Source organism: Kitasatospora sp. NPDC056783 (assembly GCF_042789895.1).
Taxonomy (GTDB): Bacteria; Actinomycetota; Actinomycetes; order Streptomycetales; family Streptomycetaceae; genus Kitasatospora.
In genome coordinates this window covers 1-14904 of the sequence record NZ_JBHUAF010000059.1, presented here as the reverse complement: position 1 = coordinate 14904, position 14904 = coordinate 1, and the positions used below count along the sequence as shown (strand labels likewise).

The window sequence follows — 14904 nt, the reverse complement described above, 5'->3', positions numbered from 1 at the left end:
CGCGGGCCCCGGGGGCTTCAGGGTCGGCGGGGTGTGGGGAACGACGTGGAGGGGCGCGCGGCTGCTGCGGCCCGCGCTGATCGCCTCCGGGCTGGGGTACCTGCTGCTCGCGGGCCGTCCGGAGACGCTGACGGCGGCGGAGTGGGCCGTCGCCGTGGCCGCGCTGCTGCTTGCCGCGCTGGGCGGGCTTGGCGGGCTTGGCGGGCTCGGCAGGCTTGGCGGGCTCGGCAGGCTCGGCAGGCTCGGCGGGCTCGGCAGGCTCGGCGGGCTTAGCGGGCTCCGGCCGCTCGCGGTGGCGCTCGGGCAGTGCGCGCTGACCGTGCCGGCCGTGGCGCACGCCGTCCAGGTGGAGGTGAAGGTCGGTGTGGCAGCGGCCTTCTTCGACCTGGCCGTACGGCGGTGGGACCGGGCGGCGGTGGCGGGCTGGATCGGGCTGGGCTGCGCGGAAGCCGTGCTGCTGGGCGCGGAACTGGCGCACGCCTGGCCGTCCGTCCCCACCGCGCTCTACCGGACGGCCCTGTTCGGCGGCGTTCCGGTGCTGCTGGCCGGGTACCTCCGCGCCGCCGAACGGGTGCGGTGGGCGGCCGAGGAACGCGCCCGGGAGGCCGAACGCAGCCGGGACCTCGCCGAGTGGGGCGCCCGGATGGGCGAGCGCGCGGCGATCGCCCGCGAGCTGCACGACATGGTCGCCCACCACCTGGCCTCCACCGTGCTGCGGGTCGGCGTCGCCCGGCACGTCCTGCCGGACGCCGACCCCCGGCTCACCGCCGTCCTGGACGACGTCCACGCCGGGGCCACCGCCGCCCTCGCCGACCTGCGCCGGCTGCTCACCGCGCTGCGCGAGCCCGACGCCGGGCAGCTCGCGCCGCTGCTCGCCGAGACCACCGACCTGCCGGCCGCCGTCGCCGGAGTGGTGGAGCGCTCCCGGGCGGCCGGGCTGCGGATCGACGCGGTGATCGGCGGCCGGCTCGGCGAACTGGACGCCGTCGGCGGACTGACGGTACTGCGGCTGGTCCAGGAGGGGCTGGCCAACGTGGTGAAGCACGCCGGCCCACAGGCGCGGGTCCGGCTGCGGGCGACGACGGAGAACGGGAACGTGGAGCTGGAGTTGGAGAACAGCGTCAGGGACGGTGAGGGTGTCTCGGGCGGCGGGCACGGGCTGCTGGGCATGCGGGAGCGGGTGGCGCTGGTCGGCGGGACGATCGAAGCCGGTCCGGTGCCGGACGGCTGGCGGCTGGCCGCCTCCTGGCCGCTGGGAAGCTCCCGCCCGCTGGGGGCCGTGCGATGACCAGCGTGCTGATCGTCGACGACCAGCAACTCGTCCGGGCCGGGGTGCGGATGCTCGTCGAGTCCACGGACGACCTGGTGGTGGCCGGGGAGGCGGCGGGAGGCGCCCAGGCGGTCGAGCTCGCCGCCCGGCTGCGCCCGGACGTGGTGCTGATGGACCTCCACATGCCGGGAACGGACGGCATCGCGGCCACGGCCTCGGTGCTGACCCGGAATCCCTCGACCCGGATCGTGGTGCTGACCACCTTCGACGACGACGACCGCCTCTACCCCGCCCTGGCCGCCGGGGCCTGCGGCTTCCTCGCCAAGGACGTCGAACCGGGCGCCGTCCTGGACGCCGTCCGGCGGGCGGCGGCCGGCGAGAGCCCGTACAGCCCGGCGGTACTGCGGCGAGTGGTGGCCCGGGCGGCCGAGGACTGGGCCGGGGCCGAACGCCGGGCCACCCCGGAGACCCGGTTCACCGGGCGGGAGAGCGAGGTGCTGCGGCACCTCGCGGACGGGCTCTCGAACGCGGAGATCGCCGGACGGATGCACCTGGGCGTGACCACGGTGAAGACCCACGTGTCGAACCTGATGACCAAGACCGGCAGCCCCAACCGGGTGCGGCTCGCGGTGCTGGCCATCCAGCGGGGACTGGCCTGAGCGGAGCAGTCCGGCAGGCGGACGGAGCCCTGGTGGAACAGGCCGGGCGGGAGTTCCGGGAACCCGCCGCCGACAGTCACCTGACGCCTCAACCGGTGTCTAGCGGATCGACTCCTCCTTCGTCCCGGGTACCCGGCCCAGCAGCGGCGGTAGCACTGGTGCGTGGCGGGCCAGGAAGTCCCACAGCTGGTCGGCGACCGGGCCGTGTGGCCGATCGCGCCGACGAGCCGCCGAGAGCTCCTCGACCACACCGGGGAAGTGCCGTCCGGCGATGGAAAGCAGGCTTCCGTCACGCAACTCCGGCTCGATCATGAATCGCGGCAGGTGTCCCCATGCCATGCCGTGCAGGATCAGCTCCTTCTTCATGAGGTGGTCCGGCACGGAGCACCGGGGCGCGCCCTCGACCAGGAAATGGCCTTGCTCGGACGGGTGCCGCGCCGAATCCCGGACCACGCATTGAGTGAAGGCCTGCATTCTCTGCGGTGTGATGTCGGTGTCCGGGGGGAAGGGCAGGAAACCGGGCGCCACGACGGGCACCAACGCGACGCGGCCGAGATCGACCCACTCCATCCGCACGTCGCTCTTGGGGACGCGGTGCACGATGAGGTCGGCTTCGTCGTCCAACAGCCGCTCCCAGGGGCCGGTCACCGTTTCGAACTGCAGGTGCAGACGCGTCTGCGGGCATTGCGCGAAGAAGCGGCTGAGCAGCGCCAGCACCGGCGGCAGCGGGCACAGGTCTCCGAGCACCACGCGCAGCTCGGCCTCCTCGCCCATCGCCAGCTGCGCGGCGTAGGTCCGCAACTCCTCGGTCTCGTGCAGCAGGAAGCGCACCTTGCGGTGAAAGGCCTGCCCCGCCTCGGTGAGGCGCACCCGATAGCCCGAGCGGTCCAGCAGGTTCAGGCCCAACTGGCGCTCAAGCTTGGCCACCGCCGCGAAGACCGACGGATGTGAACGGTGCAGCCGCTCTGCGGCCGCCTGGAAGCCGCCGTCGCGCACGACGGCGTCGAAACACCGCAACTCGTGGAGCGTGAAGTCGGACATTGTCCAGAGAACCTACAGGCTTCTTCCAATCTTTGTCATAGCACTCGGCAGGCGGCGTTCATAGGCTGAGCGCATCGCATCAGCCGCTGGATCACTGGAGTTGACATGACTTCTCAGGCCCGTACCGCCATCACCACCGGCGATGGCGTCCGCATCGCCTACCGCTTCGACGGTGACGAGGACAAGCCGGTGCTGCTGCTCTCGAACTCGATCGGAACCGACCTCCACATGTGGGACGGACAGGTGCCGGCTCTCACCGAACACTTCCGGCTGCTGCGCTACGACGCGCGCGGCCACGGCGCCTCCGACGTCCCGAGCGGTCCGTACTCACTGGACCGGCTGGGGCGCGACGTGGTGGAGCTGCTGGACGCGCTGGGCCTGCGACGAACACACGTACTGGGCCTGTCCCTTGGCGGAATCGTGGCGCAGTGGCTGGGGATCCACGTTCCGGAGCGGGTCGACCGCCTCGTGCTCTCCAACACCGCCGCGCACCTCGGCCCGGCGAACCAGTGGGACCGGCCGATCGCCGAACTGCTGGACGCCCCCGACATGCAGGCCACCACGGACATGTTCCTGCACAACTGGTTCCCGGCCCACATGCTGGAAGAGGGCGACGAGGTCGTCGAGGGCTTCCGCCGCACATTGCTCGCCACACAACGTGAGGGCGTGGCCGGGAGCTGGGCTGCGGTACGCGACTCCGACCTGCGCCGCACGGCTGCGCTCATCGGCAACCCGACACTGGTCATCGCGGGCGAGCACGACACCGTCACCTCCGCCGCCCACGGGAAGGAACTCGCCGCCACCATCCCCGGCGCGCGGTTCACCCTCCTGCCCACGGTGCACATGGCGAACGTCGAACGCCCGGCGGAATTCGTGGACGCCGTCGTGACCTTCCTCGGGGAGCGGCCTTGACGTGACGGCCACTGCGTCGCGTCGGACATCCCTTCCCGCAGTCCCGGAAGTCGGTGACGGCAACGCGCCACTCGTCGACCCGGAAGCGACGCCGCCTCCGACCGACGTGCTGCCGGCGGCGATCGCGGCGCGGTAGCCATCTCCAGGCGTGGAACGGAGGATCCGAGGCGGCGGCCAGGGCCGACCCGGGCTGTCCGGCCGGCCGGCACGGCGGGCCTGTGCACGTGACCCGCCGCGCGGTGCCGGTCGTCGGTCAGGCGGTGTCGCGCTCGGCGGCCTCGATGTCGAGGAGGAGGACGAGGAGGTTGAGGAGGGTTGAGGCGGGAGCGGTGTTGAAGCGGACAAGGACGCGACCGTCGATGGTCTGGTCGGTGTCGGCGGAGGGGAAGATCAGCCCGTGCTTCCGTCCCCGCTCCTGGACTTCCGCGAGGAGCGTGCGGATGTGGTCGTCGGTGTAGTTCCGGATGCGGGGATCGGTCGGCAGCATCGGGAAACGGCTGCTGGTCATCGGCGAGCCACCCCGTCCAGCTCGAACCAGACGGATTTCGCCTGGTCGTGGGGGTCGACGCCCCAGCGGTGGGTGAGGCCGGCGACGAGCTGGAGGCCCCGGCCGGACTCGGCGAGGAGGGACAGCGGCGGGGTGGAGGGCAGGACCGGGCTCTCGTCGGTGACGGAGACCCGGAGGTTGCCGTTGTCGGAGATGATGCCGACGAGCGGGGCCGGGGTATCGGCGTGGCGCCAGGCGTTGACCAGGAGTTCGACGAGGGCGAGCTGCGCGTCGGAGATGACGGCGGGCGGCCAGCCGATGCGGGTCATGGTGGCGTGGAGGGTGTGACGCGCGATGGCGAGGGTGGGGGTATTGATGTGACGCATGGGGAGTTCTCCCGAGGCGTGAGTGGGGAGGATCCGGCGGAACACGTGTCGCCGTGAGCCAGGCCGGTCGGAAGGGGACGCGGCTGCTCTGCGGCGCCTACTGGCAGGCATTACTGACGATCCGTCGGGTCTATGTGAGATCGACCATAGCGCAGGAACTACTTAATTTTAGGTTGTTCGGCCGAAGTTCCCCCTCCCGAGGGACAGATGGCCCCATTGAGCGCCGGCAAGGCAGACTGGCACCATGCCTGGTCGCCAGAACCCAACCCTTCGTCAGCGCCGCCTGGGTGCCGAGCTGCGGAAGATGCGCGAGCAAGCCGGCCTCGGAGGCAGCCAACTCGCTCGCGCACTTGGAGTGAGCCCTGCCCAGGTCACGCAGATGGAGAGCGGAAAGACCAGCGTCAACGTGGACCGGCTCCGATCCTTCGCGGCAGCCTGCAAGTGCATGAACCAGCCCTTGATCGAGGCCCTGGAAGCCATGGTCCGGGACCGTTCCAAGGGCTGGTGGGAGAAGTATCGAGGCACTGTCCCGGACGGCGTCCTTGAGAACGCAGAGTTCGAGAAGACCTCCCGCGAACTCATGCTGTGGCTTCTCACTCACATGCCCGGCCCGTGCCAGACCCTCAACTACGCCTCAGCCGTCTTCGGGCGCGTGTTCCCTCCGCTGCCTCAACACGAGCTGGATGCCCGCACCGAGTTCAGGATGCAACGCAAGGCCGATCTGCGCCGCAATCCCAAGCCCCTGACCTTCTTCATCTATGAATCAGTGCTGTGGACGCGGTTCGGCGGCACGCCGATCCTCAAGGAACAGCTCACGTCCCTGCTCGAAGACTCCGAGCTGCCGTGGATGACCATCCGAGTGGTGCCATTCGACATCGAGACCTTCCCCGGGCCTGCCGAGAACCTCACGTACGCGTTCGGCACGGTTCCTGAACTCGACACCGTTGAGCGGGAGTCTTCGCACGGTCCCGAATACCTTGACGCCGTCAGCGAGCTGACCAGCTACAGGGCCATCTTCGAACGCACCGAAGCAACAGCGCTGAGCGAGGATGAATCCCGCGACGCGATTCGCAAGATCGCGCGAAACCTGTGAAAGGGCCCGACATGACCAGCACCGAGTGGCAGAAGTCCTCATTCAGCGGCAACGTCGAAAACTGTGTAGAGGTCCGCACCGTGGGCAGCCTGCTCGAACTCCGGGAGTCCGACGAAGGCCACCTCGCCCTCCGCACCACCCCCGCCGCCCTGGCCTCGCTCCTCCACGGCGTCAAGGCCGGCGAGTTCGACCACCACGCCTGAACCCCTGCCTAGGAAGTCGGCCCGCCCGACTTCCTAGGCAGACCAAAACCCGAAGGGCCCCACATGGCAAACACCGAGTGGCAGAAGTCATCCTTCAGCGGCAACGGCGGCGACTGCGTGGAGATCCGCACGGCCGACAGCCTGCTCGAACTCCGGGAGTCCGACGAAGGCCACCTCGCCCTCCGCACCAACCCCGCCGTCCTCGCCTCGCTCCTCCACGGCGTCAAGGCCGGCGAATTCGACCACCACGCCTGAACCCCCAGCAGTCCCTCGCGCAGGAAGTCGGCCCGCCCGACTTCCTGCGCGGACGCCACCGCGCTTTGTCGGACCGGCGTTCAGCTTCCATGCCGGTGTCCCTGGCCGCCCTCCGGCCCGATTCCCTTGGTCCTGAGCGGAGTTCCGTCCGGGGCGAACGCATGGTGGAAGGCGAAGGCCTGCGGCGCAACGCCGTGCTCGTGCAGGTGTTCCAGCCTGGAGACCCCGTCCTGCCAGGTGGGTATCACGCCATCGTTGACCCACCAGAACACGTGACTTGGGCGTCCTGTCCTCTCGAACCAGTCGTAGCGCCTGTTCAGCGCCTCACGGTGCGCGCCGGTGTAGATGGCGTCGAAGGCGGAAATCAGATCGGTCCAGAGTGAAAGGGTCGCGGCCAGGGCGGTGCTGTCCGCCGTACGGCCCTTGCCGTACCAGGCCGGTACGGCGAACTCGCCCCACGCTCCCCAGTCCAGGTCGAAGTGGCTGCCCCGGGCGCCTTCTGCCGCTTTGGCATGGGCGAGGTACCCGGGGTGCCGGCTGATCTTCCGGTAGATCGCCTCGCCGCTCTCGTGGAGTTCGCGCGTGAGCGGTGCGGGATCGGCGAGAGCCGACTTCAGGACACCGAATGTGTACAGCGCGAGATGGGGCATGCGTCTCTCCCTGATGTGAGGGTGCCTGGTGTGGACCGGTTCGGGGCATGACCGGCTCATCCCGTCACGGGCGGCTCAGCCTGAAGAAATCCCCGTGCGACCGTGGGCGATCGCCGATGACCAGGTGAAGGTAGCCGCCTCCGCGGGCGATGTCGAAGTTGCAATTCCCCTGCCTACATGGCTTCTTGCCCAAGCTCGGCCGCTGGGCGCGTGGGAAGTCGGCCCGCCCGACTTCCCACGCGAACACCACTCCTCCTGGCTGGCCCTAAACCCCCTTGCGGGCAGCTCCCCTTGTCGCGAGCGCGATTCCACCTTGATCTTTAATCCGATACGGGAATACGACCCCTCCTTCGTGGACAGCCGCCCACCAGCTCTCTAGCGTGGTCCCGTCGACGGCCCATCAGGGCCGCACTCCTAAGGGGTTGAGATGGACGCCAAGTCGGGTCTCACGCGACTGACCAACACGGGCAACGGCAGCGGCTCGGGAGAGTGCAGTCAGAACCACTGTCCCAACATCTACCACGCCGTGTTCGAGGGCGACATCAACCCGTTCATCGAACACCAGCGGATCGCCCTCGCGGGATCGGTGCCTTTCGAGGAGTACGTGCGAAGCATTGGCACTTGATCCACAGGAGCTGGGTCAATCCAATTCCGACCTGGCGGCGATCCTTCAAGAGCTTCGCAAGCGAGCTGGACTCTCCGGGGTCCAGCTCGCTCGGCGTGTCAACATGTCGCAGTCCAAGATCTCCAAGATCGAGACCGGCAAGGTCACGCCGTCACTCGTCGACGTCGAACTGATCCTGCGCGCACTTTCGACTCCACCGGAACTGGTCGCGCACGTGACCGCGCTCGCTCGCATCGCGAACACGGAGTGGCAGGACACCAGGACCCTGCGCCGGAAGGGGCTGGACAAGAAGCAGGTCGAGCTCGCGACGCTCGAACGAACATCTACGGCTCTCAGGTACTTCCTACCGACCATGGTCACAGGACTGCTCGCGACCCCGAGTACATCCGAGCCAGCCTCGCCCCGTTCCCCGGCGACCACACGAAGGCCATCTCCAAGAAGCTGGAGCGGCAGGCAGTCCTCTACGAGACCGCCAAGCACTTCACCTTCGTCCTGACCGAGCAGGCCTGCCTCTGGCCGCTCCTTCCGGGACAGGCCATGGCCATGCAACTCGATCGACTGGTGTCCCTCTCCCGCTTGCCGAATGTCCGGATGGGAGTCATCCCCCTGGCCGGCCACATGCCATGGGCACCACTGAACGTCTTCACGGTCTACGACGAGTCGCTCGCCACCGTGGAAGTCTCCACGGGCGCACTCGTCTTTCGCGACCCCAGGGACATCCGGGAATACCTGGACGAGTTTCGAACCCTTGAAGGATATTCACTCTGGGATGATGACGCCCGCCGCAAACTGAATGAATGGGCGGACCGCTTTCGCGGTGAATCTCGGCCGCTCGCTCACGCCTTCCTGCCTGAACCCGAATTCGCCGAGTAGACCCGCCTCGCCCCCGGAGCAGGAAATCGGGCGGGCCGACTTCCTGCTCCGCCGAACTCCAGCGGACTCAGAGCGAGAGGTCCGCCTGAGTCCGGAACTCCGCGTAGCGCACTGCGTGGTGCCAGGCGGCATCACGGGCCTGGCAGGCGAGGAGGACCTCCAGCGGGTCTGTGACCAGCTCCATGCCGACTGGTGCGCTCCCCTTCGAAGTGGAAGCGCGCAACCGTGCGGGAGTCGAAGAGCCAGAAGTCCGACAGCCCGGCCAGCCCCGAAGCTTCGGCGTCCGAGCGCCACATGTACCGGATGTCCTCGCTGGCCACCACAAACGAGGGCCCACAGTCGCCTCAGGAGAATATTCGAGAATCTGCGCTCACTCCGCGTGGTTCTCCGGGCATTCTGAGTCAACCTGACCGCCCCACGAAGGGAACGGCTGTGAGCCGACGACTGCGGTACATCGGGAGCAACTCGGGACACAACGGTTGCCCCACTCTCTACGAGGACATGGAGACCGGGAACGTCGTCGTGCAGGGCGACCTCGTGACCGACCCCGACGAGATCACCCAGTTCCGCGACATCAAGCCCGGTGAAGGGTTCGTGACTGTGCCGCGCGTGCTACTCACGGACTTCGCGCCGCGAGACGTGAACCGAGAGCGCGTGCTGATCAGCTGGGACGAGTTCGAAGAGATGTTCACGACCTGCCAGCACACGGCGTTCCGGCTGGAGACCCGCCGCCAGTACCGCTCCGACGAAGAGTCCGAGGACTACCGTCGGTTCGTGGCCGGGTTGGATCCCGAATGGGACCTGGACCACCCGTGGTGCCGCACGCGGCGCGAGCAGTCGGCTCTGGGCAAGCGGTTCGAGCGGGTGCGGATCATGGACAATCCGCCCACCATGGGCCAGCGCTACCTGCTCCAGAACGCCGAGCGGAACGGCAAGGTGGGCGAGGACATCCGTTACCTCTGGCGTGCCGACGCCGACCGGCTCGGCCTCCCGGCCGAGGATGCCTGGCTGTTCGACTCGCGCGTGATCGCCCTGCTGCACTTCGACGCCGAGGACAATGTCACCGAGATCGAGGTGATCACCGACCCGGTGAAGGTGGCCCGCGCCTGCCAAGAGCGGGACGCTGCCTGGCACTACGCCGTCCCGCACGGCGAATTCCGCGCTGGGGTACCGTCCGACATGTGAGCACCGACTTCCAGCAAGCCAGAATCGCCCTCGGCCTGCGGCTCCGTGAGCTGCGCGCCGAGGGCGGTTTCACAGGGCGACAACTGGCCGACCGGCTGGGCTGGACGCAATCCAAGGTCAGCAAGCTGGAGACCGGTCGGCAGACGGCCACCCATGACGACCTCAAATCATGGGCCGATGGTGTCGGGCAACCCCAAGCCGCAGCCGAACTGTCGGCCAGACTACGCGCCTTCGAGTCAGGAACTCGCTCCTGGCGACGGCAGTTGGCCGCCGGACACAAACCGGTACAGGACACGCTAACCGCCGAACACGACCGCACGGCGGTCGTGCACGCGTGGGAGGGTGCCATGATCGCCGGAATATTCCAGACACCCGATTACGCCCGGCACATCTTCAGCGCGTTCGTCGACCTCCACCAGTCGCCGCGTGACATAGAGGATGCCGTTCGAGCCCGCATCCGGCGGCAGGAGAGCCTGTACCGGCCGGGCAAGAAGTACCACATCGTCATGTGGGAGGCGGCCCTGCGCGCCCTGGTGTGCCCTCCCGCCGTGATGGCCGCGCAGCTCGACCGGCTGAGCGGTGCGATCGGTCTGGACACCGTTTCGCTCGGCATCGTGCCGTTCGAGGCGTCGCTCAAGTTGTCTCCGGCCAACGGCTTCTGGATCCACGATGACCGGCTCGTCATCGTGGAGGACTGGCACGCCGAGCTGTGGCTCGACCAGCCGGACAACGTCGCGTTGTACCAGCGCGTGTGGGACACCCTTGCCGACACCGCCGTCTACGGCGCGGACGCCCACCGGGTCATCACGCGCTGCCGCAGGGCTCTCGGCGACGTCTGAGGAATCTCCGCGAACCACGCTCCCGGCGGCTCGAATAGTCGGGAATCGCGCGCTCTTCGCCGACGCCGACTCCCTTAGCTTCGTCCTCAGCAAGTGAGTTGACCACCAAGCGAAGGGGAACACACATGCCCATGCTCGACAGCGGAAAGCACGGCGGCGGCCAGGGCGACGGCAAGGGTGGCGGCCAGCAGGACGACTCCAACAGCGGCAACAAGCACGGTGGCGGCGGCAGTGACGAGGGTGGGAACTCCTCGGACGGCCGTGGGCCGGCGGACGGCCGCTGAGGGATGAGCGAGCAGCACGAAGCGGAGGCCGGCCGGGCCGGCCGCCGCACGCCTCCGGCTCGCGCGGGCCGGGTGCGCGCCCCGGCTCGTGGTGGGAGACGGGGCGGAGGGCTGCCCCGACGGCGCGCCCTTCGATCGCGTCATCGCGACCTGTTCGGTGCGGCGGGTGCCCTACGACTGGGTCGCGCAGGCCCGGCCGGGCGCCGTGATCGTCGTACCGTGGGCGCCGGAGTACGGCGGGGAGGCGGTGGCCCGGCTCACGGTCGGCGAGGACGGGACGGCGAGCGGGCGGTTCGTCGGGTCGTCGGCGTTCATGCGGCTGCGCCGCCAGCGGGTCGAGCGGCCGGGCAGCCTGGCGTACCTGTCGGGGCCGTGGCCGGCGGACGGAGCGAAGTCGACGACGTCCCTGTCTCCGGAGGAGGTCGGCGGGTGGCCGGCCATGTTCGCCGTGGGCACCCGGGTGCCGGACGCGTTCCCGCTGGTCGAGCGGTACGCCGACGGCTCGTACACGCTGTGGCTGCACGACACGGCCGTCACGTCCTGGGCCACCGTCGACTGGGAGCCCGGCCGGACGTCCTTCGGGGTGGTGCAGTCCGGCCCGCGCGCGCTCTGGGACGAGGTGGCGGCCGCGCACCGCTGGTGGCGCGGCCAGGGGCACCCCGGCTTCGACCGGTTCGGGCTCACCGTGACGCCCGACGGCGAGACGGTCTGGTTGGACAGCCCGTCGAAGCCGAAGTGAGCGGAGCAGGAAGTCGGGCGGGCCGACTTCCTGCTCCCGGCAGGTCCCCGCGGGCGGACGCGGCGGCCCCTCACCTCCCATCAGATTGCATATTTATGCAGTGCGCGGTGCGTGCCGTTGCGCGATGACCGCCGAATGGCTGGAAACACCCGAGGCCGTTGTCACCCAAGCTGCTTGAATGTACGGTGGTCGGAATGTTCATTCACCGAGAAGGAATGTGAACCATGGCGATCACGGCCCCCAGGGGATTCCGCGGCGTGACCAGGAACATGGGACTCAAGGACATCGAGGACGACTTCGCGGTCGTCGTCTCCGAGGTGCCCGCCCGCTCCGCCGCCGTCTTCACCCGCTCGCGCTTCGCCGGGCCGAGCGTCGTCCTCAGCCGTGAGGCGGCGCCCCGGCAGCAGAGCCGCGGCATGGTCGTGCTTTCCCGGAACGCCAACGTGGCCACCGGCAAAGCGGGCGCGGACAACGCCGCCGAGGTCCGCCGCAGGGTCGCCGAGATCGTCGGCATCGACCCCGAGGAGCTGGTCATCGGTTCGACCGGCGTGATCGGCCGCCCCTACCCGATGGAGAGCATCCGGGCCGGGCTCGACGAGCTGTCCTGGCCGTTCCCCGAGGCGGACTGCCCGGCGGCGGCCGCGGCCATCATGACGACCGACACCCGCCCGAAGCACCTCAGCGTGACGGTCGGCGACGCGGTCCTCACCGGCATCGCCAAGGGCGTCGGCATGATCGAGCCGAACATGGCCACCCTGCTGACCTTCTTCTTCACCGACGCCGACATCCCGGCCGCCGAACTCGACGCCCTGTTCCGGCGCGTGACGGACCGGACGTTCAACGCCCTGAGCATCGACACCGACACCTCCACCAGCGACACCGCCGCGATCTTCGCCAACGGCCTGGCCGGCCCCGTCGACCTCGCCGAGTTCGAGCGGGCGCTGCACACCGTCGCGCTGCACCTGGTCCGCGACATCGCCTCGGACGGCGAGGGCGCCGGCAAGCTGATCGAGGTTCAGGTCACCGGGGCCCGCGACGACGCCCAGGCCAAGCGGGTCGGCAAGAGCGTGGTCAACTCGCCGCTGGTGAAGACGGCCGTGCACGGAGCCGACCCGAACTGGGGCCGGATCGCGATGGCCATCGGCAAGCTGGAGGACGAGACCGACATCGAGCCGCCCCGCGTCCGGATCTCCTTCGGCGACCTCCCGATGCACCCGGAGGAGCCGAGCGACGCCCTGCTGGAGCGGGCCGCGCGGTACCTGGCCGACGACGAGGTGGTCATCCGGGTGGACCTCGGCATCGGCGAGGGCGCGTTCACCGTCTACGGCTGCGACCTCACCGAGGGCTACGTGAAGATCAACGCCGACTACACCAGCTGAGCCGGCCGCCCCACGGCACGCCCCGGCCGGTGCGACGCACAACGCTGTCCACAAGCTGTGGACAGCGCCCGCTCCGGCGCGAACACCTCGGCCCCGTCCTGGACGTCCACGGCGGCGGCAAGACGTCCACACCGGCGGCAAGGCGCGCGAACCGCCCGGCCGTCAGTCGTCCTGGAAGTCGGCGGTGGTGTGCAGGGTCGCGTACAGGGCCGAGAGGCGGGCGTTCCAGTTGGCGTACGTCGGGGCGTCGACGGCGTGCTTCTTGCCCAGGTCCTTGATCACCTTCTGGGCGTTCCTGAGCTCTTGCGCGGCCGCGTCCGGGTCCCCCTCGTTGAGCCGGGCGGAGCTGGTGTCGAGGACCCTCAGCAGGTCCATCTGCCGGTCCCGCTCCTTGCCGATGTGGGCCTGGGCCACCGCCTGCCGGAAGGACTGGAGCTGGAGCGCCGCCGACTGGTTGCGCGGCACCGGCTGGGTCGCGGTCGGGGGCAGCGACGGGGCGGTGGGGGACGCGGCGGGGGTGGTGCCGCTCGGCGCCGGCGTGGTGGGGGCCGGGGTGGGGGTCACGGCCGGGGCGGTGGCCGCGGCCGGTTTGGCGGCGGGCGTGCCGTCGGCCGGCTCGTCGAAGGCGGTGAGGGCCAGCGCGGCGACGCCGGCCAGGCCCGCCACGCCCAGCGCGCCGAGCACCAGGGGCTTCCGGCGGCCGGGCCGGGCGGGCGCGGAGGCGGCATGGACGGGGACGGCATGGACGGGGACGGCGGCAGGGACGGGGATCGGCGCCATCACCGAGGTGGCGGCCGGAGGCTGGGGCGGCAGCAGGGTGGTGTGCTGTTGGTCCGGCGAGGGCGCGAACGGCACCGGCCGGCCCGGCGAGGCGGCGTAGGGCCCGGCCGGGGGCTGGGGCGGCAGCAGGGTGGTGTGCTGCTGGTCCGGCGAGGGCGCGTAGGACACCGGCTGGTCCGGCAAGGGCGCGAACGGCACCGGCGGGAGGAACCGGGTGGCCGCCCCGGCGGTGGTCGCGAGCAGCTCCGCCGTCGGGTCGCCGACCACCAGCCCCGGCACCGTGCCGAGCAGTTCGGCCCGGGCCGCGGCCGCGTCGGCCGGGCGGTCGGCCGGGTTCTTGGCCAGCAGCCGCAGCACCGCCGCGTCCAGCGCCGGCGGCAGGCCCGGACGGCGGGCGGAGGGCGGCGGCGGCAGCTCGCTGACGTGCTTGAAGGCGATCGCCACCGGGGTCTCGGCGGTGAACGGGGTCGCGCCGGTGAGCATCTCGGTCAGCACGCAGCCGACCGCGTACAGGTCGGTCCGCCCGTCCAGCGCCGAGGCGGTGGCCTGCTCGGGCGAGAGGTAGGCGGCCGTGCCGAGCACGCTCGCGGTCTGGGTCAGGTTGCTGGAGGAACCGGCCCGGGCGATGCCGAAGTCGACGACCTTCACCCCGCCGTCGTCGGTGATCATGATGTTCCCGGGCTTGATGTCCCGGTGCACCAGCCCCGCCGCGTGGGCGACGGCCAGCGCCTCGCAGACCGCCGCCGCGATGCCGACCGCGCGCTCGACCGGCAGCGCCTGGCGCTCCGCCAGCAGTGCGGCCAGCGAACGGCCGTTGACCAGTTCCATGACGATGAACGGGGTGCCCTGGTCCACGCCCGAGTCGAAGACCATGACGATCCTCGGGTGCACCAGCATGGCCGCGTGCTGGGCCTCCCGGCTGAAGCGCTCGGCGAAGCGGGGGTCGTCGGCGAGACCGCCGTTGAGCACCTTGACGGCCACCTGACGGCCCAGCACCCGGTCCACCCCGCGCCAGACGGTCGCCATACCGCCGACGCCGAGTATCCCGACGAGTTCGTAACGCCCGTTCAGCGCCCGTCCGATCACCTGGAGCTCCCCTCACGTGCCCTGCCCGGGGTCCCGGGCCGCCTCGTGCACCCGTGCACGATAGCCGCACCGCCGGACGGGTCCGGACGGGTCCGAACGGGTCCGCCGGGGGCGGGAGGTGGCGCGAGGTGGCGGTCGGGGGACCGGGCAGCGGTCCC

The 14904-nt window shown here is 70.2% G+C and carries 17 protein-coding genes and 2 pseudogenes; 13 read left to right on the top strand and 6 right to left on the bottom strand.

Features of this window, described 5'->3' with window-relative positions:
* Window positions 1–31 precede the first annotated feature (31 nt).
* Window positions 32–1288, top strand: a complete 1257-nt coding sequence (locus tag ACFRMQ_RS12125; protein WP_380729753.1) for a sensor histidine kinase — start codon at window positions 32–34, stop codon at window positions 1286–1288.
* Entirely contained in the window at window positions 1285–1929 is a 645-nt protein-coding gene (locus ACFRMQ_RS12120) for a response regulator (RefSeq protein ID WP_380729751.1), read from the top strand. Before ACFRMQ_RS12125 ends, ACFRMQ_RS12120 begins: the two co-directional genes overlap by 4 nt.
* Window positions 1930–2028: 99 nt before the next feature.
* Here ACFRMQ_RS12120 and ACFRMQ_RS12115 read toward each other — a convergent pair whose 3' ends face one another.
* Window positions 2029–2970 (bottom strand): LysR family transcriptional regulator, encoded by a 942-nt coding sequence (locus tag ACFRMQ_RS12115; RefSeq protein WP_380729749.1) that lies wholly within the window; start codon window positions 2968–2970, stop codon window positions 2029–2031.
* Window positions 2971–3075: 105 nt separating this feature from the next.
* Between ACFRMQ_RS12115 and pcaD the strand changes: the two genes are divergently transcribed.
* Window positions 3076–3882, top strand: coding sequence for a 3-oxoadipate enol-lactonase (gene pcaD / locus ACFRMQ_RS12110; RefSeq protein ID WP_380729747.1), 807 nt, complete (start codon window positions 3076–3078; stop codon window positions 3880–3882).
* Window positions 3883–4135: 253 nt separating this feature from the next.
* Here the strand turns inward: pcaD and ACFRMQ_RS12105 are convergent, their stop codons facing one another.
* Together ACFRMQ_RS12105 and ACFRMQ_RS12100 are read right to left on the bottom strand one after the other, a co-directional pair.
* A complete protein-coding gene (locus tag ACFRMQ_RS12105) occupies window positions 4136–4390 on the bottom strand; it encodes a hypothetical protein (protein ID WP_380729745.1) in 255 nt (84 codons plus the stop codon).
* Window positions 4387–4755 (bottom strand): ATP-binding protein, encoded by a 369-nt coding sequence (locus ACFRMQ_RS12100; RefSeq protein ID WP_380729743.1) that lies wholly within the window; start codon window positions 4753–4755, stop codon window positions 4387–4389. The genes ACFRMQ_RS12105 and ACFRMQ_RS12100 overlap by 4 nt, the downstream gene beginning before the upstream one ends.
* A 244-nt stretch (window positions 4756–4999) precedes the next feature.
* On the opposite strand from ACFRMQ_RS12100, the gene ACFRMQ_RS12095 reads away from it, so the two are divergent.
* The 3 genes from ACFRMQ_RS12095 to ACFRMQ_RS12085 all read left to right on the top strand — a co-directional run bounded on the left by ACFRMQ_RS12095 (window position 5000) and on the right by ACFRMQ_RS12085 (window position 6306).
* Complete coding sequence (locus ACFRMQ_RS12095) at window positions 5000–5848, top strand: helix-turn-helix domain-containing protein (protein WP_380729741.1); 849 nt, start codon at window positions 5000–5002, stop codon at window positions 5846–5848.
* Window positions 5849–5859: 11 nt separating this feature from the next.
* The gene (locus tag ACFRMQ_RS12090) at window positions 5860–6051 is read left to right on the top strand and encodes a DUF397 domain-containing protein (protein ID WP_380729739.1); all 192 of its coding nucleotides are present in this window, start codon (window positions 5860–5862) and stop codon (window positions 6049–6051) included.
* Between the two features lie 63 nt (window positions 6052–6114).
* On the top strand, window positions 6115–6306 hold the full coding sequence (locus tag ACFRMQ_RS12085; RefSeq protein ID WP_380729737.1) for a DUF397 domain-containing protein: 192 nt from the start codon (window positions 6115–6117) through the stop codon (window positions 6304–6306).
* An 80-nt stretch (window positions 6307–6386) separates the two neighbouring features.
* On the opposite strand, the gene ACFRMQ_RS12080 is transcribed toward ACFRMQ_RS12085, so the two are convergent.
* Entirely contained in the window at window positions 6387–6956 is a 570-nt protein-coding gene (locus ACFRMQ_RS12080) for a DUF3291 domain-containing protein (protein ID WP_380729735.1), read from the bottom strand.
* 427 nt (window positions 6957–7383) lie between these two features.
* On the opposite strand from ACFRMQ_RS12080, the gene ACFRMQ_RS12075 reads away from it, so the two are divergent.
* Window positions 7384–7581 (top strand): hypothetical protein, encoded by a 198-nt coding sequence (locus ACFRMQ_RS12075; RefSeq protein WP_380729733.1) that lies wholly within the window; start codon window positions 7384–7386, stop codon window positions 7579–7581.
* Window positions 7571–8454: pseudogene (locus ACFRMQ_RS12070) on the top strand (Scr1 family TA system antitoxin-like transcriptional regulator). Before ACFRMQ_RS12075 ends, ACFRMQ_RS12070 begins: the two are co-directional and overlap by 11 nt.
* A 67-nt stretch (window positions 8455–8521) precedes the next feature.
* On the opposite strand, the pseudogene ACFRMQ_RS12065 reads toward ACFRMQ_RS12070, so the two are convergent.
* A pseudogene (locus ACFRMQ_RS12065) lies at window positions 8522–8750 on the bottom strand (DUF6879 family protein).
* Between the two features lie 136 nt (window positions 8751–8886).
* Between ACFRMQ_RS12065 and ACFRMQ_RS12060 the strand changes: the two are divergent.
* From ACFRMQ_RS12060 to argJ, 5 genes are all read left to right on the top strand, one after another.
* A complete protein-coding gene (locus ACFRMQ_RS12060) occupies window positions 8887–9639 on the top strand; it encodes a DUF6879 family protein (protein ID WP_380729731.1) in 753 nt (250 codons plus the stop codon).
* On the top strand, window positions 9636–10478 hold the full coding sequence (locus tag ACFRMQ_RS12055) for a helix-turn-helix domain-containing protein (protein ID WP_380729729.1): 843 nt from the start codon (window positions 9636–9638) through the stop codon (window positions 10476–10478). Before ACFRMQ_RS12060 ends, ACFRMQ_RS12055 begins: the two co-directional genes overlap by 4 nt.
* 125 nt (window positions 10479–10603) lie before the next feature.
* The gene (locus ACFRMQ_RS12050) at window positions 10604–10762 is read left to right on the top strand and encodes a hypothetical protein (RefSeq protein WP_380700243.1); all 159 of its coding nucleotides are present in this window, start codon (window positions 10604–10606) and stop codon (window positions 10760–10762) included.
* Between the two features lie 88 nt (window positions 10763–10850).
* Window positions 10851–11501 (top strand): hypothetical protein, encoded by a 651-nt coding sequence (locus tag ACFRMQ_RS12045; protein ID WP_380729727.1) that lies wholly within the window; start codon window positions 10851–10853, stop codon window positions 11499–11501.
* 224 nt (window positions 11502–11725) lie between these two features.
* Window positions 11726–12880: a bifunctional glutamate N-acetyltransferase/amino-acid acetyltransferase ArgJ gene (argJ, locus tag ACFRMQ_RS12040; RefSeq protein WP_380729725.1), complete on the top strand. Its 1155-nt coding sequence runs from the start codon at window positions 11726–11728 to the stop codon at window positions 12878–12880.
* A 162-nt stretch (window positions 12881–13042) separates the two neighbouring features.
* On the opposite strand, the gene ACFRMQ_RS12035 is transcribed toward argJ, so the two are convergent.
* The gene (locus tag ACFRMQ_RS12035) at window positions 13043–14746 is read right to left on the bottom strand and encodes a protein kinase (RefSeq protein WP_380729723.1); all 1704 of its coding nucleotides are present in this window, start codon (window positions 14744–14746) and stop codon (window positions 13043–13045) included.
* Window positions 14747–14904 lie beyond the last annotated feature (158 nt).

Excerpts from the sequence above, each read along its gene's own strand:
- ACFRMQ_RS12120 (WP_380729751.1), top strand. The coding sequence starts at position 1,285 with ATGACCAGCGTGCTGATCGTCGACGACCAGCAACTCGTCCGGGCCGGG.
- ACFRMQ_RS12115 (WP_380729749.1), bottom strand. The coding sequence starts at position 2,970 with ATGTCCGACTTCACGCTCCACGAGTTGCGGTGTTTCGACGCCGTCGTG.
- pcaD (WP_380729747.1), top strand. The coding sequence starts at position 3,076 with ATGACTTCTCAGGCCCGTACCGCCATCACCACCGGCGATGGCGTCCGC.
- ACFRMQ_RS12105 (WP_380729745.1), bottom strand. The coding sequence starts at position 4,390 with ATGACCAGCAGCCGTTTCCCGATGCTGCCGACCGATCCCCGCATCCGG.
- ACFRMQ_RS12100 (WP_380729743.1), bottom strand. The coding sequence starts at position 4,755 with ATGCGTCACATCAATACCCCCACCCTCGCCATCGCGCGTCACACCCTC.
- ACFRMQ_RS12095 (WP_380729741.1), top strand. The coding sequence starts at position 5,000 with ATGCCTGGTCGCCAGAACCCAACCCTTCGTCAGCGCCGCCTGGGTGCC.
- ACFRMQ_RS12090 (WP_380729739.1), top strand. The coding sequence starts at position 5,860 with ATGACCAGCACCGAGTGGCAGAAGTCCTCATTCAGCGGCAACGTCGAA.
- ACFRMQ_RS12085 (WP_380729737.1), top strand. The coding sequence starts at position 6,115 with ATGGCAAACACCGAGTGGCAGAAGTCATCCTTCAGCGGCAACGGCGGC.
- ACFRMQ_RS12080 (WP_380729735.1), bottom strand. The coding sequence starts at position 6,956 with ATGCCCCATCTCGCGCTGTACACATTCGGTGTCCTGAAGTCGGCTCTC.
- ACFRMQ_RS12075 (WP_380729733.1), top strand. The coding sequence starts at position 7,384 with ATGGACGCCAAGTCGGGTCTCACGCGACTGACCAACACGGGCAACGGC.
- ACFRMQ_RS12050 (WP_380700243.1), top strand. The coding sequence starts at position 10,604 with ATGCCCATGCTCGACAGCGGAAAGCACGGCGGCGGCCAGGGCGACGGC.
- argJ (WP_380729725.1), top strand. The coding sequence starts at position 11,726 with ATGGCGATCACGGCCCCCAGGGGATTCCGCGGCGTGACCAGGAACATG.